The sequence below is a fragment of the Parabacteroides sp. B2-S-102 genome (assembly GCF_023656665.1).
Taxonomy (GTDB): Bacteria; Bacteroidota; Bacteroidia; order Bacteroidales; family Tannerellaceae; genus Parabacteroides; species Parabacteroides distasonis.
Genome location: NZ_JAMOKM010000013.1, coordinates 14574 through 35892 on the forward strand (window position 1 = coordinate 14574; position 21319 = coordinate 35892).

Below are 21319 nucleotides of genomic sequence, written 5' to 3' on the forward strand. Positions count from 1 at the left end.
TTTTTTTATTTCTTAATCATCCTTACGGTCTCTGTCTTTTCTCCAGTGATCACACGGATGAAATAGAGACCTTGGGATAAATGGCTTACGTCAATAAATTCACCCGGATTGATCGCCGTTTTTTGGACCCTAGTACCGTTCGTCGTGTAAATCTCTACGGTGGCGGTTGTGCCGATATTGATTTGTATGGTATTTACCGCTGGATTGGGATAGAGATTAAGTGTTGGCCGTGAGACTTTTTCTACGCTTGTCGGAGGGTTCCCCGTGCTAACAAGAAGGTCTTTCGTGACGATCTTCCCATTGGAGTTGAAGCGGATCGTTATCGTGGACTTATGATCCTCATTGATCGTGGTAGTAGTACTGACAATTAATGAGTCGTTACGAATAATTGCGCTGATAGGAGATGAGGGCGTAACGGAGGAGATTGATTTCACGATGGCGGCATCCATATTGTCTGCGTCACTAACCATATTACCTAGAGCAAGTTTATAGACAGGCTTGTCTTCCGTCAGACTTATAGAAGAAGGGAAGCTGGAGGAAACGACAGGTACTGCGTTATCCGGGAAAACCGGGATAGCGGGGAACCAATAGTTGACGATCATCGAATATTCTTGTACCACTTTGCCTTTGTTATTTATACGAGCTAACATGTGCGTAGGATCTTGGAACTCATGATACAAGAAGGTGTATAGCTCGTCGGTTTTTGGGTTAAGGCGAAATCCGGTTCCGTACAAGCGCCAATCCCAGTCCTGTTTTCGGAGGTCGATTAGCTGGAAAAATTGCTTCTTGTCAATATCATACCCACAGATTTGATACCCCGTGAACCAACTGCCTTCTTTCGGTTGTCCGTTCCAGTAAATCTTATTTTCTTTGGCACTGGCGCAGAAACCGTCGGCGGTCCATGCGTACCAAGAGTTCGGAACGACACCGATGGTCTCGCTTAACGGGATCTTTACCGTGTCCACCTTAAAGGTATAGGGGTTCAAGTTTAGCATATATTCCAAGGCGGAACCATCCCCGGCCGTATTCTGGGTCATGCTGATCCAAAGTGTACCATCCTTGGACTGAACGATAGAGCCGAAGCCTCGTTGAATCTCCTTCTCTTGCCCTTTTACGGTCTCTTTCTCGATCGGGGCGGCGATGGTACGGATAATTTTATCGGTTTTCGGGTCTATTATTAATAGACCATATTGTTGATGGACGGCAAAGACAAGGTCGTTGGCACGTACCATGGTTCCGATCTGGGCATAATACAATTCACCGTATCCATCGGCGTTCGGATTTCCGGAACCTTCTATTTGTTTGCCGATCGTCATCTTATCGCTATCGTAGATCCAGATACCGTTGCTGGTTCCTATATAGCCTTTGTGCTCGTCTACCGGAAGATAAGAGCGGCCATCGGCTATGGATTTACCCTCGGCGTTTTGGGCGATATATTTGAACTCCTTGATCACCTTCATGGTCTTGGCATCGCATACGGCAAATCGGCTTCCGGTGATTTTTGCCCCGGGATCGCGCTCTTGCTTAGAGACAAGGTAGAATTTATCGCCATAGATGGTACCGAATTGCGTGGTACATCCCAGCTCATGACCCGGATTCTCGGTCTGGAAGACACGATAGTGCCATTCCCCATCATGGGTGAGGAAATTGACGGTGCTGTTCTGATGGCCGTACCAGTCCTCGTTTACGATAAATGTACCCTGACTGTAATCCATATCCGTAGAACGCAGGATGGAAGATTGTGACGGTACATCCCTCATTTGGGCCGGATCTATGCCGGCGACCATCCATGAGGTGTTGCCTTGGGCCATTAGGCCACTCGTGGCGAACGTACAGAGAAATAAGGTAATCGTCTTTTTCATAAGCCTTTTATTTTTAGGATTGCTTGATCATATTGTAATTTCATTTGCTCGCTTACCGGATCTGGAACGATGATGGAGGGGGGGACGATGTGTAAATCCTGCGCACGGATGATCTCTGTCGAGGTTTCCCCGATCCAACCGCAATATTGGTTTACCGCCGTGTACACCTTGATAAAATCAATACCGGGTAATTCTACTTTATTACCTTCCGCATCTACGGCCCATTCGATATCGAAGCTATTTAGATCTTGATAATCGTTCGGGTGGTTATCTACATATCCCCATGGATAGGAGTAGAGCACGTAGTATTTGCCTGTACCGCTTTCGTCCGTGGCGTTATCCCTCAATCTGGTTCCGGTAAAAGTCAAGGTGCTCTCCTCGATCCACTCCGGATAATAGCTCTGCGTGTGGTACACGTTTTTTGGCAAATAGCCGGTATTGCCTTGGTTATCCTTCCACGACAGATAGGTGGCATCACTCCATTGCTGGCTCATGTCCGGCTCGGGAATCTTGTCGGGATCCGGGCGATCATAGGTAATACGATAATTCTTGACGGTTTCCGGTTTATAGTACTCGCTACCGGCCAGCTCGTACCATTCGTCGTCCGGTAAGCCGTTCTGGTTCGTGTCGAAAGAGACCATGACAATGCCGGGCTCGCAACTGCCTCCCTTTTTCTCTTGATACTCCGGTAGGTCGGAATAGAAAGAGTTCCCGAGGATCATAAAGTCCTTTTTCCCTTTGACGTTGATGACCGTATGATCGAAACCAAAGATAACATATCCTCCGTATCCTCCGAGGGAGATCATCACGTCGTTCGTACCGGAGATATTCTCCTCTACCTTTTTCAGTATGGTTTCTTTCGTATCGCCTTCCTCGTATTCGGGCATCGTATTGACAAACTGACCCGGTGCGGGACAAAAGTCGTACACTTTGGATAAATAAGGGCTATATTCTATTTCCTCCTGCATCACCTCGAAACGAAAATCGTGCTTATAGGGGGTCTCCTTATCGATGATCTCGAAGGTCATCTGATAGGTGCCCGTATCTTTTGCGAGGAAGATATAAGAACGTTCGGTAGATACGAGAGAGTCCGTCCCGTTCCGGTGAAGTGTCCACCGATACTCGTCGCCGGTAAAGGCCGGGCTGAGTAGATAAGTTTTCATGCGGGGCAGATAATAGACATCATCGATACCCAAGCTAACCATCTGTATCTTGTCTTGGGTACAGGATAGAAATGCTAGGAAACCTGAAATGAATAGATATAAAACTTGTCTCATAACGCTGTTCTATTTATAAAGGAAAACCATATGGGCGGGGATATCCCCGGTACGTACGCCCCATTTCCGTATCCCGTTCTTATCGTAGCAATAGAGGGTTCCGCTGGATACGTAATTCTTGGCGTCGGTGACGAAGATGTCTTTCGTATAGGGATGGACCATGATCCCGTATGGGATACGAATGTCTTTCTCGCTACCGTCGGTGATAAAGTTCGTGCTGATCACCTCTTTGGTACGGACATCTATGATTCCGTACGAGATGCTGTTACTCTGCGTATTCACGTTCCATTCCGTACTGTAATAGAAGAGGGAATCTCCGCTGATGCAAAGGTTGGAGCAAGGGATATTCAGGGTATCGGTAACCACCATCTCATTATATCCTTTTCGCTTTTCCAGTACATACAGGTTGGAATGTACCGTATCGTAATCTCCCCGAGAAGTTACCCATAATTTACCGTATTTATCCGCACGGATACGGTGCAGATTGATCCCTACCGGAATCTTTTGGACTTGCTTGAAACGGTTTAGTTCGATGACGGAAACCGTATTGTCGTACTCCGGGGCACGATAGCCTCCGGAATTCACTACGTAGATATATTCACCCAAAATCTCTAATTCATCCGGCTGGTAGCCGACAATGACTTTAGCGTCTATTTTCAGGCTGGTCGTGTCTACCCGATATACGGCTCCTTGTGGAGCATTCGGGTCGATTTGCACGGGGCCGACATAAGAGGTTACATAGGCGTTTCCCCGGTAAAAACGGATGTACCGGCAGTTAGGAATGTCTATTTGCGTGATCCGCTCACAAGTCCGGGCGTCCAATACTTCTACTTTATGGGAACAATTGACTACAACATATAGCTTACTTCCGTAAATCTGGATATCATTGCCTACATCGCCCAACTCCTTGACCACGTTTGGGTTCCGTTCCGAGTAGAGGTTACGGATATAATAACCGTTCACGTAATCCAGATAATCCAGCGTACATTTATTGCTTCCCATATTCCCCTCGTTCACTAAATACATCCCTTGAGGATTCGCCTCGGGGTGGATACCATCGGAGACCAGCTCGTATTCCGATGGAACTACGATCTCGATCTTACGGCAGGATGAAAAAGCGCAACCGATCAGGATACCTATTATATATAATGTATGTCTTTTCATATCTCGATCGTTAAAGACACTTTGTAATTTCGTTTCGGCATCGGATAATTCAGGATCACGTCGTAGTCTTGGCTTAACAGGTTGTTTACCTCTACGGCAGCCTTGATAAGTCCGAATTTGAATTTCAAATCTTTCGACAAGGAGATGTCGCTGGTGTACCACGGTTGCGTATAATTGTATTTGATATTTTCCTGCTGGTTATACCGCTCTCCCACATATATGAAACTATAGTTGAGGTTCCATCCCTTGAAAGAGGCTTGTGCGATGGCGGAGCCGCTATGCCAAGGGATATAAGGGATTTGATCTCCGTAATAGGTATCCGAGGGATCCGTGAAGTCTTGGGCCTTTTGATAGGTGTATTGTACGCGTAGCGTGACGAACAAATCTTTTACCGGATTGACGGTCGTTTCCGTACTGACATCTATACCTTTGATTTCTACCTTACCCAAATTCAGCATCGTCCAACGGAACTGCTGGCCTTTGGGGTAAGCGATGATCTTGTCTTTCACCTTGTTGTAATAACCATCCGCCTGTATCTTGAAGCGATAGAAAAGATAGTTCTCCCATGTTTTCGTGTAAGCGAAGCCGGCATCATATTGGGTTACGTATTCCGGGTTTAATTTGGAGTTTCCCATATCGGCGTAATACAAATCGTTGAAGGTAGGCATACGGAAGATCCGTTTATAGAAAGCGCGTACATTAAAGTCTTGTTTCTCGAACGGCTTGTAGGAGGCGAATACGGCGGGTGTAAGGATTTGCCGGGCTTTCGGTGCGGGGCCTTCTTCTACACGGTCGTTGATAAAAGTCGCCAGTCCGCTGGCCTGTAATTTTACTTTTCCTAACCGGAGCGCCGTAGCGACCGAAAGGAGGTTGGTGAAGCGTTCCGGGTAAACGAATCCATACATATCGGCGTTCATCTTGTTCCATTGCAAGTCGTAAGAAGCAGAGACATCCCAGTTCGAGAGGATGGAGTAGACATTAGCGGAAGATAGGTAAATCTCCCGTTGCTTATACAGGTTATCTACATGAATCAGCTTGTCGTCGTTGTTCACATAATGCGTACGGTAGAAAGCGTATTTCGCATTGACCTGTGTCTTGAATTTACTATTGATTTCTTTGATATAGGAGCCTTGCATGAAAGAGTTCGTATCCCATACTCGTTCGCCGCGTCGCCATACGTTGTTTACGATAGCCCCCGGGATACCTCGTTCGGAATTGTAGTTGTAGAACTTAAGATTCCAAGTACCGTCGCTCATCTTGCCATACAATCCGGCCTCTAGGCGGGTGGCGTTGATATCCCCGTTTTCCCGGACGGCGGTCGTATCGTAAGCGATCTCTCCGGCAGGGTTGATACGGCGGTAACGAAATTTGTATTTACCGCTTCCGCTTAACCATTCGGCGCTGAAAGAGGCGGCTATGTTTTCTGATATCTTATATTCAAACAGCGCCGAGGGGTTGATAACGTCGAAAGAACCGACTTTCATCGTGGCACGGATATTCGTTGTTTTTCCATCTTCGAAACGAGGACGACGAGAACGCAGATAAAGCGTACCGGCCGCACCGAAATCTTTTGCGGATTGGAAAATATCGCTCTTCTGGCCATTGTATAAAGAAATCTCCTCGATATTGTCTAAGGAATACATTCCAAGGTCTACTTGTCCGTTTTGCGCGTTGCTTAATTCGATGCCGTCGTAGAAAACACCCATGTGGTTCGTTCCCATACTTCGGATATTTACTGTCTTGATACCTCCTACGCCCCCATAGTCTTTCAATTGGACACCCGAGAAGTAGCGTAAAGCATCCGCTACCGTGTGACTGTTCAAATTTTGTAATTCTTTCCCCGATAGTTTTTGGGAAGGAATTACCTCTTTAAAGCTGAAACTCCGGGCCGTGACCGTAACTTCGTCCAAGTGTTGGATAGAGTCGAGTTTGCTTTGTCCATGGGACATACCTATCGCCAGCATCGATAATACGCAAGCGAGGTATCCCTTTCTAGCAAAGGATAACACCATTATTTAAAACCTGTTTAGAAAATGATTCGTACCAAGCCGCTCTGTCCTCGCGAACGACTTCTCCCTAACTGGCAGGTCTTCTGACTGACTCCCATCCCGAAAGCCTTCCCGATATATATCCTTATATACCAGTGGCGAAAGTGTTTCCGGAATGTTTGAAATAGAGCTTCACAGCAACGGGACTGTTCAGGAATTACACCTGATTCCCATTTAATCCGTAACCCCGGTTGGGTGAAACGGAACCAATTCGGGACAAAGGTATGAAATCTTGTTAATATCCGGGTTATAATTGGAGAATTTCCTTAAATGAAAGGGTTGTACTTGTATGTTACGATTTCCTTTTTATTTAAAGAAGCTTGTACGTCAATTAACCGTTGGTTGCTGCTTCCCCGGAATAAAAGGCTCTCATCCCGAAGGGTTTGTTTGTAGCGGCCATCTACCAATACGTCGATATAGGATAATAAGGCGGCTTGTGCCGGGTTCTTTATCAGGTCCTCGAATTTATATCCCGTGTAGCACCAGATCGTCTTTTGGCTTTTTTCCTTGATCGCCTTGGCTACCTCGGTGAAGCCTTCCGGCTGGAACATGGGATCTCCACCACTGAAGGTGACGTTGGCGAACTCGTCAGCCAGCACTTTCTCCACGATCTCTTCCGTTCTTACTTTCTTCCCTTTATGGATGTCCCATGATTCGGGGTTGTGGCAACCCGGGCATTTGTTCGGGCAACCCGCCGCATAGATGGCGGTCCGGAATCCCGGACCGTCTACGGTGGTATCTTCGATGATATCTATGATAGACAACATGGTAATTGAAAATTGACAATTGACAATTGAAAATTAGTTGTGGGTGATGCGGTCGTTCAGCTCGGATAGCTTGGCGTTGTTCCAACGGTCGGTGGTTCCTACCAAGTAACCGGTGATACGTTGAAGTTTGTCCAAGTGTTTGCTGCCGCATTTCGGGCAGGCTTCCAGATTCGGGGTGGAGTTCTCGTAGCCGCAATCCAGGCAACGGTTACGATTATGGTTTACGGAACCGTATCCGATATTGTATTTATCCATCATATCCACGACACGCATGATCGCTTCGGGGTTATGGGTAGCGTCGCCATCCATCTCTACGTAAAAGATATGGCCACCACGAGTCAAATCATGATAAGGAGCTTCCACTTCGGCTTTATGACGGGCACTGCACTTATAATATACCGGGACGTGATTAGAGTTCGTATAATAATCCCGATCCGTGATACCGGGGAGCGATCCGAACTTCTTACGATCTTTTCCCGTGAACTTGCCGGACAAGCCTTCAGCCGGAGTTGCCAGTACGCTATAATTGTGTTGGTATTGCTCCGAGAATTGGTTGGCGCGATCCCGGATATACGTAACGATCCTTATGCCTAAGGCTTGCGAATCCTCATCTTCGCCATGATGCTTCCCGGTAAGGGCTACCAAGCATTCGGCCAGTCCGATAAAGCCGATACCCAAGGTGCCTTGGTTGATAACGGAGGCTATCGAATCGTTGGGTTTCAACTTCTCCGAGCCTAACCACAAGGAAGACATCAACAACGGGAATTGCTTCGCGTAAGCGGTTTTCTGGAACTCCATACGCTCATGCAACTGACGAGCCGTAAGTTCCAGCATATGATCCAGTTTAGCGAAAAATAGGGCGATACGCTCTTCCTTATTCTCCACTTGCATGCACTCGATAGCCAATCGCACGATATTGATCGTCGAGAAAGAGAGATTACCTCGTCCGATAGAAGTCTTCGGTCCGAAACGATTCTCGAATACACGAGTACGGCATCCCATGGTCGCTACCTCGTGGATATAGCGCTGAGGATCGTCCGCTTTCCAATCCTCGCTTTGGTTGAAGGTCGCGTCGAGATTCAAGAAGTTCGGGAAGAAACGACGGGCGGTGACCTTGCAGGCCAATTGGTAAAGATCGTAGTTGCGGTCTTCCGGCAGATAGCTTACGCCTCGTTTCTTTTTCCATATCTGGATCGGGAAGATAGCGGTCTCGCCGTTACCTACGCCTCTGTAAGTACTTTTTAATAACTCCCGGATGATGCAACGACCTTCCGCCGAGGTGTCGGTCCCATAATTGATGGAGCTGAATACCACTTGGTTGCCTCCACGGGAATGGATCGTGTTCATATTATGGATAAAAGCCTCCATCGATTGGTGTACACGGCTTACCGTGCGGTTGATGGCATGTTGTATAACCCGTCTATCACCGCTTAATCCATCCAAGGTCTGTGTCAGGTAATCGTCGATAGGCTTATTATATAAGTGGGAGAAATCCTGCCCGTATAAATCCTCTAAGGTCTTTACTTCCTCGATAAAGCTATTACGTACGTAAGGTGCTAGGTAGAAATCGAACGCCGGTATCGCCTGTCCGCCATGCATCTCGTTTTGGGCGGTCTCCAGAGAGATACAGCCAAGGATACTAGCGGTTTCGATTCGTTTAGCCGGACGTGATTCGCCATGACCGGCGGAGAACCCGTATTTCAAGATGCGATCCAACGGGTGTTGTACGCAGGTCAAGCTTTTAGTCGGATAATAATCTTTATCATGAATATGGAGGTAGTTGTTAGATACGGCTTCCTTGACCTCTTCGCTCAATAAATAGTCATCGACAAACGGCTTGGTGGTCTCGCTGGAGAATTTCATCATCATGCCGGCGGGTGTATCGGCGTTCATATTCGCGTTCTCACGGGTGATGTCGTTGGATTTGATATTGATAATCTCCAAGAACATATCCCGTGTTTTCGCCTTGCGGGCTACGCTTCGCTGATTTCGGTAAGCGATATATTTCTGCGCTACGTCCTTCCGGCTACTGGCCATCAATTCCAGTTCCACGGCATCTTGAATCGCCTCTACGGTCATTTGAGGTTCTCCCTTGAATGAGATATGATCTGTGATTTGGCGAATCAGTTGCATATCTTCTCCCTTGTCTGTATGCAACATGGCTTTACGGATAGCGGTTACTATCTTCTCCTCGTTGAAGCCAACGATACGCCCGTCCCGTTTAACAACTGTCTGTATCATGATGTCGATTAATTTGTGATTGATTATGCGTGCAAAGGTATCTTATTACACTATATGATTTTCTTTTTGGAAAACTTTTTGCTGATTAAATTATGTTAAGGTGTTAATTTGTAGTGCGTTGTGAAAAGTTTTGGAAAACTTTGTGTCTTGTATGATTGCTTTTGTTTTCCTTTTTGGCGATGTGATGTGTTATAAGCTTCTCTTTGTAAAGCTTTTAAAGAACATAAGCCGGGATATATTTTTGTTTATATAAAATAATTCATACTTTTGCCCCCGTTTTGGTGATGACGTAAAACCATCCGGTTTCGTCATAAAGAGGGAATCCGGTGTGAATCCGGAGCAGTGCCCGCTACTGTAAGCTTTTGTAAAGTAGAAAACATTTCTCATACCACTGTCTGTAAAAGACGGGAAGGTCGTTTTCTACGAGGTAAGTCAGGAAACCTGCCAAGCGTTTTTATTGCTGTTTTTCTCGGGGTCAGGAAAGCGGAAATATACATAATAACAAATCGTTTATGAAAAGAAAGTGTTTGTGCGCGGCTTTAGCTGTAAGTTGTGCGATAAACGTATCATTTGCGCAGGTACGTTTACAGGGTAAGGTCGTGGATGAAAGTAATGAACCAATTCCGGGCGCGAATATCCGCGTGTCGGAATCCTTGAATGGTACAACCACGGATGCCAGCGGAAAATTTGAGCTGAACCTTCCCGATGGTAGACATCGTATTCGTGTGACTTACCTTGGCTATGAGCAAGGCGTGTATCAAACGGATCACTCGGAAAAAGATGTCGTTATTAAGCTGAAAGAAAAGTATGTGAATATCGATCAAGTGGTGGTAACCGGTACCGGTTCGCATCGCCGCATGAGTAATTCCCCTATTCCCGTGAAAGTGCTTACGGGAAAAGACTTGAAAGAGGCGAGCGTAACCAATTTCCAAGATGCGATGACCAAGCTGAATCCGAGTATCGTATTTATGGAAAACGGACAGGGGGCTACGATGAATATGAACGGATTGACAGAGAAATACGTGGTTATCTTGGAAAACGGTAAGCGTTTGGCCGGCGATGATACCTATTCCCGTATCGATATGTCTAACGTAAAGCGGGTAGAGATCTTGAACGGGGCCGCTTCCGCTTTGTATGGTAGCGACGCGATCGCCGGCGTTATCAATATCATCACGGATGATTCCCGCAATAAGGTGAACGTGACGAGCAATAGCCGTTATGGTAGCAAGAACCAATTCTTGCAGTCGGTCAACGCGGACGTGAATGTAGGGAAGTTCGGTTCATATACTTCTTATCAATATCAACGGGCCGATGGTTGGCAATTAAATCCCTATACGGAGAGTAAAGGCGAGTTGGTTCCTACCAATAAGCAAGCTTCCGAGGGATTTCACCGGAACGTGATCAACCAACGTTTCACGTACGACGCTACGGATCGTTTGTCTTTTTATGTGCGTGGTACTTTCTTCGGACGTTCCAGCGATCGTCCGATGCCGATGGATAAAGTGAATACGACCAACTATGATATGAGAAAAGAGACGTTCACTTATGGGGCGGGCGCTCAATACATGATTAATAAGAACTCTTATTTGAACGCTGATTATCTGTCGGACAATCATAGTACGTATAAGGATTTCTTTGATGGAAAGAAAAGCGGAGAGAGTGATATGACGAAACGGATTCATTACCATAACTTGAATGTCAAGGGAATCTTTCGTTTGGGCAAGTATAATAAGCTTTCGGCTGGTGCGGAGTTCATTAAAGAATTACTGAGCAGTGAGACGGATAACATAGCGGGTAAAAGTATGTACACGACCGCATTTTATGCGCAAGACGAGATCAATATCAATGAGCATTTCCAAGCGTACGCGGGTTTGCGCTATATTTACCATGAGAATTTTAAGAGTTATGCGACTCCTAACGTGGCTTTGCTGTATAAGGTAGGCGGTTTTAATTTCCGCGGATCGTATGCGGCTGGTTTCCGTACACCTGAATTGAAAGAGCAGTATACGGAATCGGAGAAGAAAGCGTCCGGAGCGACTCGCCTTACGATCGGTAATCCGGATCTGGACCCGGAGAAGAGCGACAATTTCACGTTGAGCGCAGAATATACGATGCGGTATTTCTCTTTGTCCGTATCCGCTTTTATGAATAACGTACGTAGCATGATTAACTATAAGATGTTGGATACGGCGGAACGGGATGCTTATAACACCGCCCATGGTACGGACTATGATGAGATACAGATGCGTGCGAATATCGATAAAGCGAAGATCAAAGGTATTAACGTGACCTTCAATAGTTATCTGGGAGCGGGCTTTACCTTGAATGGTGGCTATAGTTTCATGGATGGAAAGAACGTATACGAGGATGAACCTTTGGATAAGACCGTTAAGCATAGTGGTACGGTAGCGGCTATGTGGTCTCATACTTGGAATAAGTATAAGCTGAACGTGAATTTTAACGGACGTATCCAAGGGGAACGTTATTCTACTTCTTATGGATACGCACCGAAATATTCCTTGTGGAATCTCAATACGAGCCATACGTTTAGAGCCGGCGATTTCTTGTTGGAACCGGGAGTAGGTATCGAGAACCTTTTTGATTATGTAGACGATCGCCCCTTTAATTACAATTACGCTACATTGACCCCGGGCCGTACCTATTACGTCAGCCTTCTGGTCCGTTTCAAGCAGTAAACTGTCACATGTCAACTATTAACTAATATAATAATGTATAGGGGATTTTTACGATCCATGTTTGTTTGTTCACTCCTGCTTGGGCTCGCCTGTTCATTATGGGCGAAACCCGGGCGGGAGTTTTACGCTTCCGATATCCGGGAGAGCATGGAAAAGGGAGATAAGTTAGCGATCTTGATGGTACATTTCGGGAGTGCTTACCCGGAAGCTCGTACCCAAGTACTCGATGTGATGAACAAGCGTGTCAAGGAGGCTTTCCCAGACGTGGAAGTCCGGCAGGCTTATAGCGCCCGTAGCGTAGTGAGTCGGTTGAGGGCGCAAGGTGTTTGGGTTCAGTTGCCGGCGGACGCCTTGGTAGAGTTGCGTGATCAAGGGTTTACCCATGTGATAATCCAACCGACTATCATTATAGAGGGTGTGGAGATGGAAGCGATCCGCAAAGAGGCGGAACAGCGAAAAGGTTTGTTTAAGGATTTGCGTGTAGGTAATCCCTTGTTATATGATGATACCGATTATGAGGCGGTGATGAAAGCGGTTTCCTCACCTTCTGGAGTGACTAAAAATGGGGCTAAGTTATTGGTGGCGCACGGAACTTATCATGCCAGTAACTCGGCTTACGCGAAATTGGGGTATATGTTCCAGACCAAAGGAATGAAAGATTATTATACCGGAACCCGTGAGGGTTTCCCTACGATCGAGGATATAGGTGAGCAAATGCGCCAAGCCGGTCATAAGCGTGTGCAGTTGATTCCTTTTATGTTCGTACTGATTCGAGGTACGGAAAATACGGTTACGGATTTCTGGCAGAAAGGGCTACGTCAACAGGGTTTCGATGTGGATATTTATTTAAAGCCTCTAGGTGAGAATCCGGCGATCCGGTCTTTATTTATCGATCACATCCGTTTCGCCATGAAATATAAACGGGCGACGATTTTTGATCGAAAGAAATTATATACACACTGAACAATTGAGAATTGAAAATTAGTGAGTACTTACTGAACCAATTTTCAATTCTCAATTCTCAATTCTCAATTCTCAATTATTTACTGGTAGTCTTCTCCGGTTTCCCAAGCCTCCGCATCATTATATAATGCTTTTAGATGGTTCACCCAGATCTGACGAACAGCGTCGTAATCGCCTAAGCCTATGATCTTACAGTTCTCTAAACTTCCGTTATGGCTTTCTTTCGTGTCAAGCTTGAAGCCCATCTTCAAAAGTTTTAGTCTCCAGCAAGCGTCGGCGTTAGGAGCGGCAGCGCTGAAATCATCACCCTCCTCGATACCCCAAAGGTCATTATGCGCATGGTCTCCGGCAATAGACATGAACGGAGCTAAGGAGATCGTGATCTCTTCCGGTTTTAAGTTATGATCCTCGCAGTATTTGGTAAGTTTGGAATAGACACATTCCTCATTAGGTTCGCCTTCTTCCGGCCAGAACAACATATCTCCGTAATCAACGGTACCTACGAATACATTCTTGTTAGCGGCCAAGGCTTGCATAGCCTCTTCTGTTTCCGTGTATTTCGTATTTGCGTTATAGTTTTTATCCGGGTTACCATGTCCCATTAATAAAAGGATGTTCTTGTTATCAGCCAATTTATCACTGTAGTGGCTGTATAGGACTTTCGCTACGGCTTCCACATCATCCTCGTCGTATACCAAACAAGGGCTTTTTACGACTTGAACACTCGGGAAAGACTCGATCATGAATTTCTTCTTCACGTCCGTATTCATCAAGCTTAGGTATTCCTCACCCGGGATGATGTGTAAGGACTGTACCGCAACCTTTTTGTAACCGGCATTTCCTAGGGCTTGTAACCAAAGGTCCGGTTGGTAACGTGCGATACCGGTCTCTGCCTCTACACGATTCACGCAAGTACGGGAGGTAAATGACAAATAGATGTCCGCATCGGGAAATGCGTTCTGGAAATCGGCCAATGTTGCGTCGTAAGTCTTGATAGACTCTTTGAATGTGCTACCGAATGTACACAACAAGATCGCCGTGTCATGTTTCTTACTTGTCTTTACGACTTCTTCCGCCGGGTTTGCGGTATTGTTGTCGTCTCCATCATCACAGGAGGTAAAAACTGCGCTTGAGGCAAATAGACTCGCCGCAAGCAAAAGGTACTTAAATTTGTTCATCGCATTTAACTTTTAAGATTGTTTATAGTTTATGTTTATTCTGAAATTTCACGATAAAGGAGGCGTACCAAGTCCGTCCGGGAGACGTAGTTCCACGATGGCGTCCGAACGGGGTACGATCCACATAATCGAAGATATTATCGATACCGACATTGATATCTAGGTTCCATTTTTTCTTTTTCAATACGCTATGACGGGTATTCAATCGCCATAGCTGATAACTTTTTCCATCACCGTCTGTGATATAAAAGCGGGTGGATTGGTACCGGCCGAACAAGGTGACATCCAATTTATACTTTTTCCACGCATGGTTCCATGCTAGTTTCCAATTGGCATTATGGAATGAGGTTCCGTTGATCGGGGTGTAGAGCATATAATTCGGGTCGGCCGGATCATCCGTATATTGCGCTTTGGCATCCGTATAGCTATAGCCTCCACCAATAGCCAAGGAAGATAAGATTTGATAGGTGAGCGATATATCTCCCCCGAAAGAGCGGGCTTTGGATAAGTTCTTGTGTTGCATGCTGGCCTCGATCTCATCCAATCGGTCTTCGGCGCTTGTCGGGATCTCGGTCAGGGCGATCATGTTCTTGATACGGTTGTAGAATCCTGTTACCGTGATCTGCAGGTTCGACGCGTGATATTCTACGCTCGCCGAATAATAATTGGACTTTTGCGGTTTTAAATCCTTATTACCATAATAATGTTTCCACGGGCCGCCGCCGATCTGCGTGATATAATCATCGTGCAACTCCTTTAAGGTAGGAGCCTTAAATCCATTTGAGTATGTGGCTCGGATATTGAAGTCGCCTAGTTTGTACATGGCGGAGACTTTAGGGGTAAACGTAGCCCCGAACTCTTGGTGCACGACGAAGCGCCCACCTACCGTCACATTCAACCGATCCGTCGGATTCCATTCGTCTTGTACATAAGCGGAAGCCGTAAATACGGAGGCTTTCCCGTTCTCGATACGCCGGGGAGATTTCAAATGATCGTATTGATATTCGAGTCCGGCGCTTAGGATATTGTTTTCCCCGAGGTGGAATACGCTTTTGGCTTGTCCTAGGAAACGTTGTTGAGAGGTTTCCAGAATATGTTCTCCGGGATAACGAGTGATACGTAAATCCGTCTCCGGATCGAAGAAGTTCGTGACATCTTTATGATGGTAATTATAGAAATAGCTATAGTTACCATAAGTTAGGTCTACCGAAAGAAAATTCAGTCCTCCCAATGTGTATTTAGCTCCTCCGGCCACATCGAAGTTCCGGTAGAATTGATCATAGGTATAATACTTGAATGCGCCGTGCGGACGATAATTCCATTTCTGGTAAAAAGAGCCATCGGCCGAGAGGCTCAGCCGGTCGTTCACTTTGTAGGTTAAGTTCTCCCTTAGCGTAAAGTTCGTGGATCGGTTTACGGTTCGTGTCACGGTTCCATCCATTACCTCGTGATGGTCCCATTCTTGGGTCGTATTTCGCCAGCCGTCCGTATGGGTCGTACTAAGTGAGGTGGTGGAATTCACTCTCTTATGCCCAAAGCCGATTTGTATGCTTTCCAATATATCTCCATATGATCCGACACGAGTCGTATTCGATAGGCTCACTTTATCCCGGTTCTTTTTCGTGATAATATTGATAACACCGGCGATAGCGTCCGAGCCATACAGGGAAGAGGCGGCACCTTTTACGATCTCGATACGTTCGATATTGGCGGGGTTGATAATACTCAAGTCGTTTTGTCCGCCGGTATCTCCGTTGATCCGTTTGCCATTGATAAGGATCAAGATGTAATCGTTGCCTAATCCGTTCATCTGGATGCCACTACCCATGTCGCTCGGATTGAAGGTGATGGAAGCGTTCAGTCCTTCCAGAATATCTTGCATACTGCGTCCTTGGTAACTGTCAAGGGCTTTGCCGGTGATTACCTCTGTTTGCACAGGGGCGTCTTTCAGATAGTGTTCGGTACCCGTACCGGTGACCACGACCTCGTTCAATAGCACGGAAAGTTCCTTCGGATCTTTCAATATGCTTTGGGCGCATACGGATTGTACGCATGCCACCAGAATAGCGAATGCTAAAAGCCTCATATAGTGTTTTATTTGTACACAAAATAAAACAACAAGCCTCTATCTGGTTATGTCTCAAAAAATAAATTGAATCGTTTTTTGTATGACACATACTTCTATCCTGGAAGCTTGATGTTATTGTAAGACTTTAGCAGGTATTCTGGCTCTCCTCTGGTTAGAAACCTTCCCATTCCAATTCAAGAACAGTGGCTTTTGAACTTCTAACCAACTTAATGAGGATTACAGCTGCAGGAACAGCTCCGGATTCACACCGGATTCCCTCTCACCAAACTATGTGATAGCTTGATTACTAAAATCGGAGGCAAAGATATGAATGTTTTCTAATATTTAGAAAATATATATGAAAAAGTTTTTCTATAAACAGCCGATTGCGTTTTTGTAAGGTATGATATGTCTGTCCACTTCTATTTAGGAGAAAGAATATTTACATCATAAAGAAGGTAAATGTAATTGGCTGACAATTCGTAAGTAATACTGTTTGTCGAATCTTACTTCAAGCCTCTCGATTGATAGATCCTTTCCTTGGCCTCATTTATTTTCTGAAACTTCTCGTTGGCGGCCTTGCGGATGTCTTCTCCCAAACTGGCTACTTTGTCCGGATGATGCTTGACGGCCATCCGGCGATAGGCGGCACGGACTTCCTCGTCCGTGGCGGTCGGTTCTATCTCTAGCACCTTGTAGGCATCGTCCAAGGAACTTCCTTTTAGGTTCAACATGGATTCAACTTCTCTATCAGACATTCCCATCGCCATCGCTACCTCTTTCAAGGCATTGATCTCGGCCGCGCACACATTCCCGTCACTCTTAGCGATCTCGGCGAGGAACGCGAGCAATTGCAGCCGCTCCTCATAACTTAGGTTGTATGCGATCTGGGTTCCGCATTCCCAGATGGTATTCTTGAATCCCATGTTGTTCTCCTGATCCATGCGTTTAGCTTGGTCGAAAAGCTTTAGCAATATCTCCTCACCTTGGCTTACGGCGATCTCGCCGAAGTTTCTCCGAAGGAATTGACGGACGTATTCCATCTCGCTATGCATGATCTTCCCGTCGGCACGGATGATATAGGATGCCATAACCAACATGGAGAAAAGGAAACTGTTACGTTCCCCGGCGTATGGGTCTCTTCGTGTATATTCATCATCGTAATTGGTGCCGCCACCGAAAGACTGCCCCGTCATATTTGCCCCTTCCTCGAAGAAAGAGCCTAATATAATGCCGGCTAGAGCGCCTAGCGGTCCGAACGCCATAAATCCCAAGACGCCACCTATCCATTTCCCGATACCCATATTCCTGTTTATCTTATTTGTTGATTACCGATATGCAATATTCGTAAAAAAACGGGAGATATGCAAATGTGAAAGGCGGGTGCGTGAAGCATACCCGCCTTGCGGTTATTTGGAGAGTTGGATCTTGAATGTTTTCTCATTTATCCGGATGACATACGTACCGAAGGGCAATCCCTTGTAGCCCTGTAAGCCTATTTGCTTTTGGTAGCGTACAATCTTTCCATTGAGCGCGATCACCATCACTGGCTGTAGCTATTATTGTTCAATTTTGATCCCGAAAATTCGCTCTATTTCAAAAATATACTTTTTGGTTGTTGTAAACAATACGGCTTCCATTCCAATCGCCTTTGCACCCAACACATTCACCATTCTGTCATCCGTAAACAAACATTCCGACGGTTTAAGGCCATATTTGTCACAAAGGCGAAGATAAATTTCCTTTTCAGGCTTGATGAAGTGTTCCTCACACGATATTACCACACCGTCAAGCAACTGGAATATGTCGAATTTCTCCATGACCCGGTAAATTGTGTCGCTCCAGTTCGTCAACCCATATAGTTTGAATCCGGATTGCTTTAATTTTTTTAGAAGTACACGCATACCTTCAATCTCTCCTGTTATCTCTTCAAGATAATTATCCTTGAAAAACGTGAAGGCATCGCTATATTCAGGATACCTTTTTATCGCTCCGTCAATCATTTTCTCAAACGGGATTATTCCACGGTCGCACATGTTTATAAATTCCGGATCTGATAGAATCTTGTGAAAACCGATTAGCGACACTTCATCATCCCCGAAATGTCGTTCAAGCAAGGGTTGCAAATCGTGATTTACAAGGACCTTGCCAAAATCAAAAATGAGGTTTTTAATCATTATCTTCGATATTTTTAATTACACGGCAAGGATTGCCGACAGCTATGGAATTGGCAGGAATATGTTTCACGACAACACTGCCTGCTCCGATGACAGAGTTTTTACCGATGGTCACACCCGGAAGGATTGTAGAGCCGCCTCCTATCCATACACCATCTTCTATAAGGACGGGTCGGGCAATTGTGTCGCAGATGGACGCTCCGGGACATGTCCTTTCCGGCATCCTTTCCGCAAGGTGAACGGAATGAGTAGCGGTATATATTTTTACATCGGGGGCTATCATCACGTTGTTACCGATAATGATATTGTTATTATCGAGGAACGTGCAGTTCATGTTCACGATCACCTTGTTCCCGAAATAGATGTTTTTCCCATACTCGCATCGGAAGTCTATGTCGATGTAAACATCCTTGCCGATACTTCCGAACATCTGCCGATAGATGCGCTGCTTTGCCTCATTGTCGGCATAATCCGTTTCTCTGAGTTGGTGTAGTAGCCTTTTGTTACGGACAGTCATTTCCGTTATTTCGGGCGATGAGCCGTCGAAAGGCTCCTCATCCATACATTTTTGATATTCAGTTTTCATGTGTTCAATTCATCTCATTGTAGAGTCTTATTCTTTATTTGAGCCAATTATTACGACAAGGTAACGCAAGCAAGAATAGGCAGCTTCAAATTGATATGCCTTCAAGCATACGCAAAGTTACACAAAATAGCTGAGAACACGAACAAACGAAATGTATAAAAACTGTACTTGCCTGTTGACTCTACAAAAAGTAAGGCTTTTTCATTTAACATCTCATTTAAGTGGAGCTTCTTGTAAATTTTAGCATGCGCTATTGTTTTCGGTGGAAGGATTCAGGAAAACACGTACGACCTTTCCAGAAAACACGTACGACTTTTTTCAAAAACATGTATGTGTTTTCGCAGAAAGATTATCCTGTTTTTTTAATGTTGATTTTTAATGCTTTATGCATAAGCTTCTCTTGTGAGCTTATTGTACGGAATTTTACTTGGGATCCGTGTATTCCGTATATTCCGGCCTGGCTGAAGTGGATAGTTAAATAAAAAATACTATCTTTGCCCCCGAATCGGTTCCGCATATACCATTCGGGTATGTGGATTAAAAGGGAATCGGGTGTGAATCCCGGACAGTCCCGCTGCTGTGAAGCTCCGAAGAACATCTTGAAACAACACTATCGCCACTGGTTCTAGCGACCGGGAAGGCCTCAAGATGGGAGTCAGTCAGAAGACCTGCCATTCATTAAAGGCTGTTTTTGCTCGAGGGATTAGGAAAGCAGTACGAAAAGAATAAGAATCAATAGTTAATGATTTATGGAGAATTTATGTCCTCGTGGCGACATGATCCGTAAAGTGCTTGTTGCGAATCGAGGTGAGATCGCTATCCGTGTGATGCGCTCATGTAAGGAGATGGGGATTCGCACTGTTGCCGTATATTCGGAGACCGATCGTACCGCTCGGCATGTAATGTATGCGGATGAGGCAGCCTTGATAGGCCCGGCGGCTTCCAAGGAAAGTTATTTGAATATAGACAATCTGATCGCTGCGGCGAAACGGCACCATGCCGATGCGATACATCCCGGTTATGGTTTCTTGTCGGAGAACGCGGACTTCGCACGCCGTTGTAAGCAAGAAGGATTGATATTTATCGGTCCGTCAGCGGAGACGATGGAAGCGATGGGAGATAAGATCGCCGCACGCAAACGCATGATCGCCGCAGAGGTTCCTGTGGTTCCTGGTACGGAGCAACCGTTGCAAAGTGCGGAAGAAGCGCTTCGGGTTTGCGAAGAAATTGGTTTCCCTGTTATGCTGAAAGCTTCTATGGGAGGTGGAGGAAAAGGGATGCGCCTGATACATGAGAAGGGCGAGGTTGTCGAGGCTTATCATACGGCTCGTTCAGAATCGTTGTCCTCATTTGGTGATGATACGGTATATATAGAGAAATTCGTAGAGGAGCCGCATCATATAGAATTCCAGATATTGGGAGATAACCATGGTAATGTCATTCATCTATTTGACCGGGAATGTTCGGTTCAACGTCGTAACCAGAAAATAGTAGAGGAAAGCCCGTCTCCATTCCTAACAGCGGACTTACGTAAAGAAATGGGGGAAAAGGCTGTGGCTGCGGCTAAAGCGGTTCATTATTCCGGAGCGGGAACGATAGAGTTCCTTGTAGATAAGGACCGCCATTTTTATTTTTTGGAAATGAATACCCGGCTACAAGTAGAGCATCCTATCACGGAAGAAGTGGTAGGGGTGGATTTGGTAAAGGAACAAATCCGTATCGCCAATAATGAGGTTTTGCATCTTCGTCAAGAAGATCTTTTCCAACGAGGACATGCCATCGAGTGCCGGATCTGTGCGGAGGATACGGAAAATAATTTCATGCCTTCCCCGGGTATTATCCGGCAATTAACGGAACCGAATGGTATCGGGGTACGTATCGATAGCTATGTATATGAAGGGTATGAGATTCCGGTCTATTATGACCCTATGATCGGTAAATTAATCGTATGGGCAACGACACGTGCGTATGCGATCGAGCGTATGCGCCGGGTTCTATATGAATATAAAATCACGGGCTTAAAGACGAACCTCAGTTATTTGAAACGTATCATGCATAATCCTGATTTCGTGAAAGGGGAATATAATACATTATTTATCGCTAAGAATGCCCGGATGCTACAACGGTCTAACGGTAATAACGAGGAAATCGAGAATATCGCCATGATCGCCGCTTATATGGATTATTTGATGAATTTAGAGGAAAATACTTCTACCCAATTGGTGGATACACGTCCTATCAGCCGTTGGCGGGAGTTTGGTTTACAAAAAGGTGTCTTACGGATTTAACGGG

The 21319-nt window shown here is 45.6% G+C and carries 15 protein-coding genes and 4 riboswitches; of the genes, 3 read left to right on the forward strand and 12 right to left on the reverse strand.

Translation table 11 applies throughout. The features are described from left to right. Positions 1 to 5 precede the first annotated feature (5 nt). The 6 genes from NBH07_RS15495 to NBH07_RS15520 all read right to left on the reverse strand — a co-directional run bounded on the left by NBH07_RS15495 (position 6) and on the right by NBH07_RS15520 (position 9359). Positions 6 to 1862, reverse strand: a complete 1857-nt coding sequence (locus NBH07_RS15495) for a DUF5074 domain-containing protein (protein WP_009016840.1) — start codon at positions 1860 to 1862, stop codon at positions 6 to 8. Beyond that, complete coding sequence (locus NBH07_RS15500) at positions 1859 to 3139, reverse strand: hypothetical protein (protein WP_009016841.1); 1281 nt, start codon at positions 3137 to 3139, stop codon at positions 1859 to 1861. The genes NBH07_RS15495 and NBH07_RS15500 overlap by 4 nt, the downstream gene beginning before the upstream one ends. Positions 3140 to 3148: 9 nt before the next feature. Continuing rightward, positions 3149 to 4303 carry a YncE family protein gene (locus NBH07_RS15505; RefSeq protein WP_039848533.1) on the reverse strand — a complete coding sequence of 385 codons (1155 nt, stop codon included), beginning with the start codon at positions 4301 to 4303 and terminating at the stop codon, positions 3149 to 3151. Next, positions 4300 to 6315 carry a TonB-dependent receptor gene (locus NBH07_RS15510; protein WP_005859654.1) on the reverse strand — a complete coding sequence of 672 codons (2016 nt, stop codon included), beginning with the start codon at positions 6313 to 6315 and terminating at the stop codon, positions 4300 to 4302. Before NBH07_RS15510 ends, NBH07_RS15505 begins: the two co-directional genes overlap by 4 nt. A 53-nt stretch (positions 6316 to 6368) precedes the next feature. After that, a riboswitch (cobalamin riboswitch) is annotated at positions 6369 to 6577 on the reverse strand. 40 nt (positions 6578 to 6617) lie between these two features. Next, complete coding sequence (nrdG, locus tag NBH07_RS15515) at positions 6618 to 7118, reverse strand: anaerobic ribonucleoside-triphosphate reductase activating protein (protein WP_009016844.1); 501 nt, start codon at positions 7116 to 7118, stop codon at positions 6618 to 6620. 33 nt (positions 7119 to 7151) lie between these two features. Continuing rightward, entirely contained in the window at positions 7152 to 9359 is a 2208-nt protein-coding gene (locus tag NBH07_RS15520; RefSeq protein WP_009016845.1) for an anaerobic ribonucleoside triphosphate reductase, read from the reverse strand. 261 nt (positions 9360 to 9620) lie between these two features. Next, a riboswitch (cobalamin riboswitch) is annotated at positions 9621 to 9822 on the forward strand. Between the two features lie 49 nt (positions 9823 to 9871). On the opposite strand from NBH07_RS15520, the gene NBH07_RS15525 reads away from it, so the two are divergent. Both NBH07_RS15525 and NBH07_RS15530 read left to right on the forward strand, forming a co-directional pair. Next, entirely contained in the window at positions 9872 to 12055 is a 2184-nt protein-coding gene (locus NBH07_RS15525) for a TonB-dependent receptor (RefSeq protein WP_250833555.1), read from the forward strand. A gap of 33 nt (positions 12056 to 12088) precedes the next feature. After that, complete coding sequence (locus NBH07_RS15530; protein ID WP_250833556.1) at positions 12089 to 13018, forward strand: sirohydrochlorin cobaltochelatase; 930 nt, start codon at positions 12089 to 12091, stop codon at positions 13016 to 13018. A gap of 80 nt (positions 13019 to 13098) precedes the next feature. Here the strand turns inward: NBH07_RS15530 and NBH07_RS15535 are convergent, their stop codons facing one another. The 6 genes from NBH07_RS15535 to NBH07_RS15560 all read right to left on the reverse strand — a co-directional run bounded on the left by NBH07_RS15535 (position 13099) and on the right by NBH07_RS15560 (position 19027). Further along, on the reverse strand, positions 13099 to 14196 hold the full coding sequence (locus NBH07_RS15535; protein WP_009016848.1) for a sirohydrochlorin cobaltochelatase: 1098 nt from the start codon (positions 14194 to 14196) through the stop codon (positions 13099 to 13101). A 22-nt stretch (positions 14197 to 14218) separates the two neighbouring features. Further along, on the reverse strand, positions 14219 to 16282 hold the full coding sequence (locus NBH07_RS15540; protein WP_009016849.1) for a TonB-dependent receptor plug domain-containing protein: 2064 nt from the start codon (positions 16280 to 16282) through the stop codon (positions 14219 to 14221). 112 nt (positions 16283 to 16394) lie between these two features. After that, a riboswitch (cobalamin riboswitch) is annotated at positions 16395 to 16591 on the reverse strand. A 179-nt stretch (positions 16592 to 16770) separates the two neighbouring features. Next, a complete protein-coding gene (locus tag NBH07_RS15545; protein WP_009016850.1) occupies positions 16771 to 17568 on the reverse strand; it encodes a TerB family tellurite resistance protein in 798 nt (265 codons plus the stop codon). Positions 17569 to 17673: 105 nt separating this feature from the next. Then, positions 17674 to 17811: a hypothetical protein gene (locus NBH07_RS15550; protein WP_156682557.1), complete on the reverse strand. Its 138-nt coding sequence runs from the start codon at positions 17809 to 17811 to the stop codon at positions 17674 to 17676. A gap of 12 nt (positions 17812 to 17823) precedes the next feature. Then, positions 17824 to 18441 (reverse strand): HAD family hydrolase, encoded by a 618-nt coding sequence (locus NBH07_RS15555; RefSeq protein ID WP_009016851.1) that lies wholly within the window; start codon positions 18439 to 18441, stop codon positions 17824 to 17826. After that, positions 18434 to 19027, reverse strand: a complete 594-nt coding sequence (locus NBH07_RS15560; protein ID WP_008772864.1) for a sugar O-acetyltransferase — start codon at positions 19025 to 19027, stop codon at positions 18434 to 18436. The genes NBH07_RS15555 and NBH07_RS15560 overlap by 8 nt, the downstream gene beginning before the upstream one ends. Before the next feature lie 489 nt (positions 19028 to 19516). Continuing rightward, positions 19517 to 19717, forward strand: a riboswitch (cobalamin riboswitch). An 86-nt stretch (positions 19718 to 19803) separates the two neighbouring features. On the opposite strand from NBH07_RS15560, the gene accC reads away from it, so the two are divergent. Continuing rightward, positions 19804 to 21315, forward strand: coding sequence for an acetyl-CoA carboxylase biotin carboxylase subunit (gene accC / locus NBH07_RS15565; RefSeq protein ID WP_008777846.1), 1512 nt, complete (start codon positions 19804 to 19806; stop codon positions 21313 to 21315). Positions 21316 to 21319 lie beyond the last annotated feature (4 nt).

Bases quoted from the DNA above. Each gene is read 5' to 3' on its own strand.
- NBH07_RS15495 (WP_009016840.1), bottom strand. From the start codon at position 1,862: ATGAAAAAGACGATTACCTTATTTCTCTGTACGTTCGCCACGAGTGGC.
- NBH07_RS15500 (WP_009016841.1), bottom strand. From the start codon at position 3,139: ATGAGACAAGTTTTATATCTATTCATTTCAGGTTTCCTAGCATTTCTA.
- NBH07_RS15505 (WP_039848533.1), bottom strand. From the start codon at position 4,303: ATGAAAAGACATACATTATATATAATAGGTATCCTGATCGGTTGCGCT.
- NBH07_RS15510 (WP_005859654.1), bottom strand. From the start codon at position 6,315: ATGGTGTTATCCTTTGCTAGAAAGGGATACCTCGCTTGCGTATTATCG.
- nrdG (WP_009016844.1), bottom strand. From the start codon at position 7,118: ATGTTGTCTATCATAGATATCATCGAAGATACCACCGTAGACGGTCCG.
- NBH07_RS15520 (WP_009016845.1), bottom strand. From the start codon at position 9,359: ATGATACAGACAGTTGTTAAACGGGACGGGCGTATCGTTGGCTTCAAC.
- NBH07_RS15525 (WP_250833555.1), top strand. From the start codon at position 9,872: ATGAAAAGAAAGTGTTTGTGCGCGGCTTTAGCTGTAAGTTGTGCGATA.
- NBH07_RS15530 (WP_250833556.1), top strand. From the start codon at position 12,089: ATGTATAGGGGATTTTTACGATCCATGTTTGTTTGTTCACTCCTGCTT.
- NBH07_RS15535 (WP_009016848.1), bottom strand. From the start codon at position 14,196: ATGAACAAATTTAAGTACCTTTTGCTTGCGGCGAGTCTATTTGCCTCA.
- NBH07_RS15540 (WP_009016849.1), bottom strand. From the start codon at position 16,282: ATGAGGCTTTTAGCATTCGCTATTCTGGTGGCATGCGTACAATCCGTA.
- NBH07_RS15545 (WP_009016850.1), bottom strand. From the start codon at position 17,568: ATGGGTATCGGGAAATGGATAGGTGGCGTCTTGGGATTTATGGCGTTC.
- NBH07_RS15555 (WP_009016851.1), bottom strand. From the start codon at position 18,441: ATGATTAAAAACCTCATTTTTGATTTTGGCAAGGTCCTTGTAAATCAC.
- NBH07_RS15560 (WP_008772864.1), bottom strand. From the start codon at position 19,027: ATGAAAACTGAATATCAAAAATGTATGGATGAGGAGCCTTTCGACGGC.
- accC (WP_008777846.1), top strand. From the start codon at position 19,804: ATGATCCGTAAAGTGCTTGTTGCGAATCGAGGTGAGATCGCTATCCGT.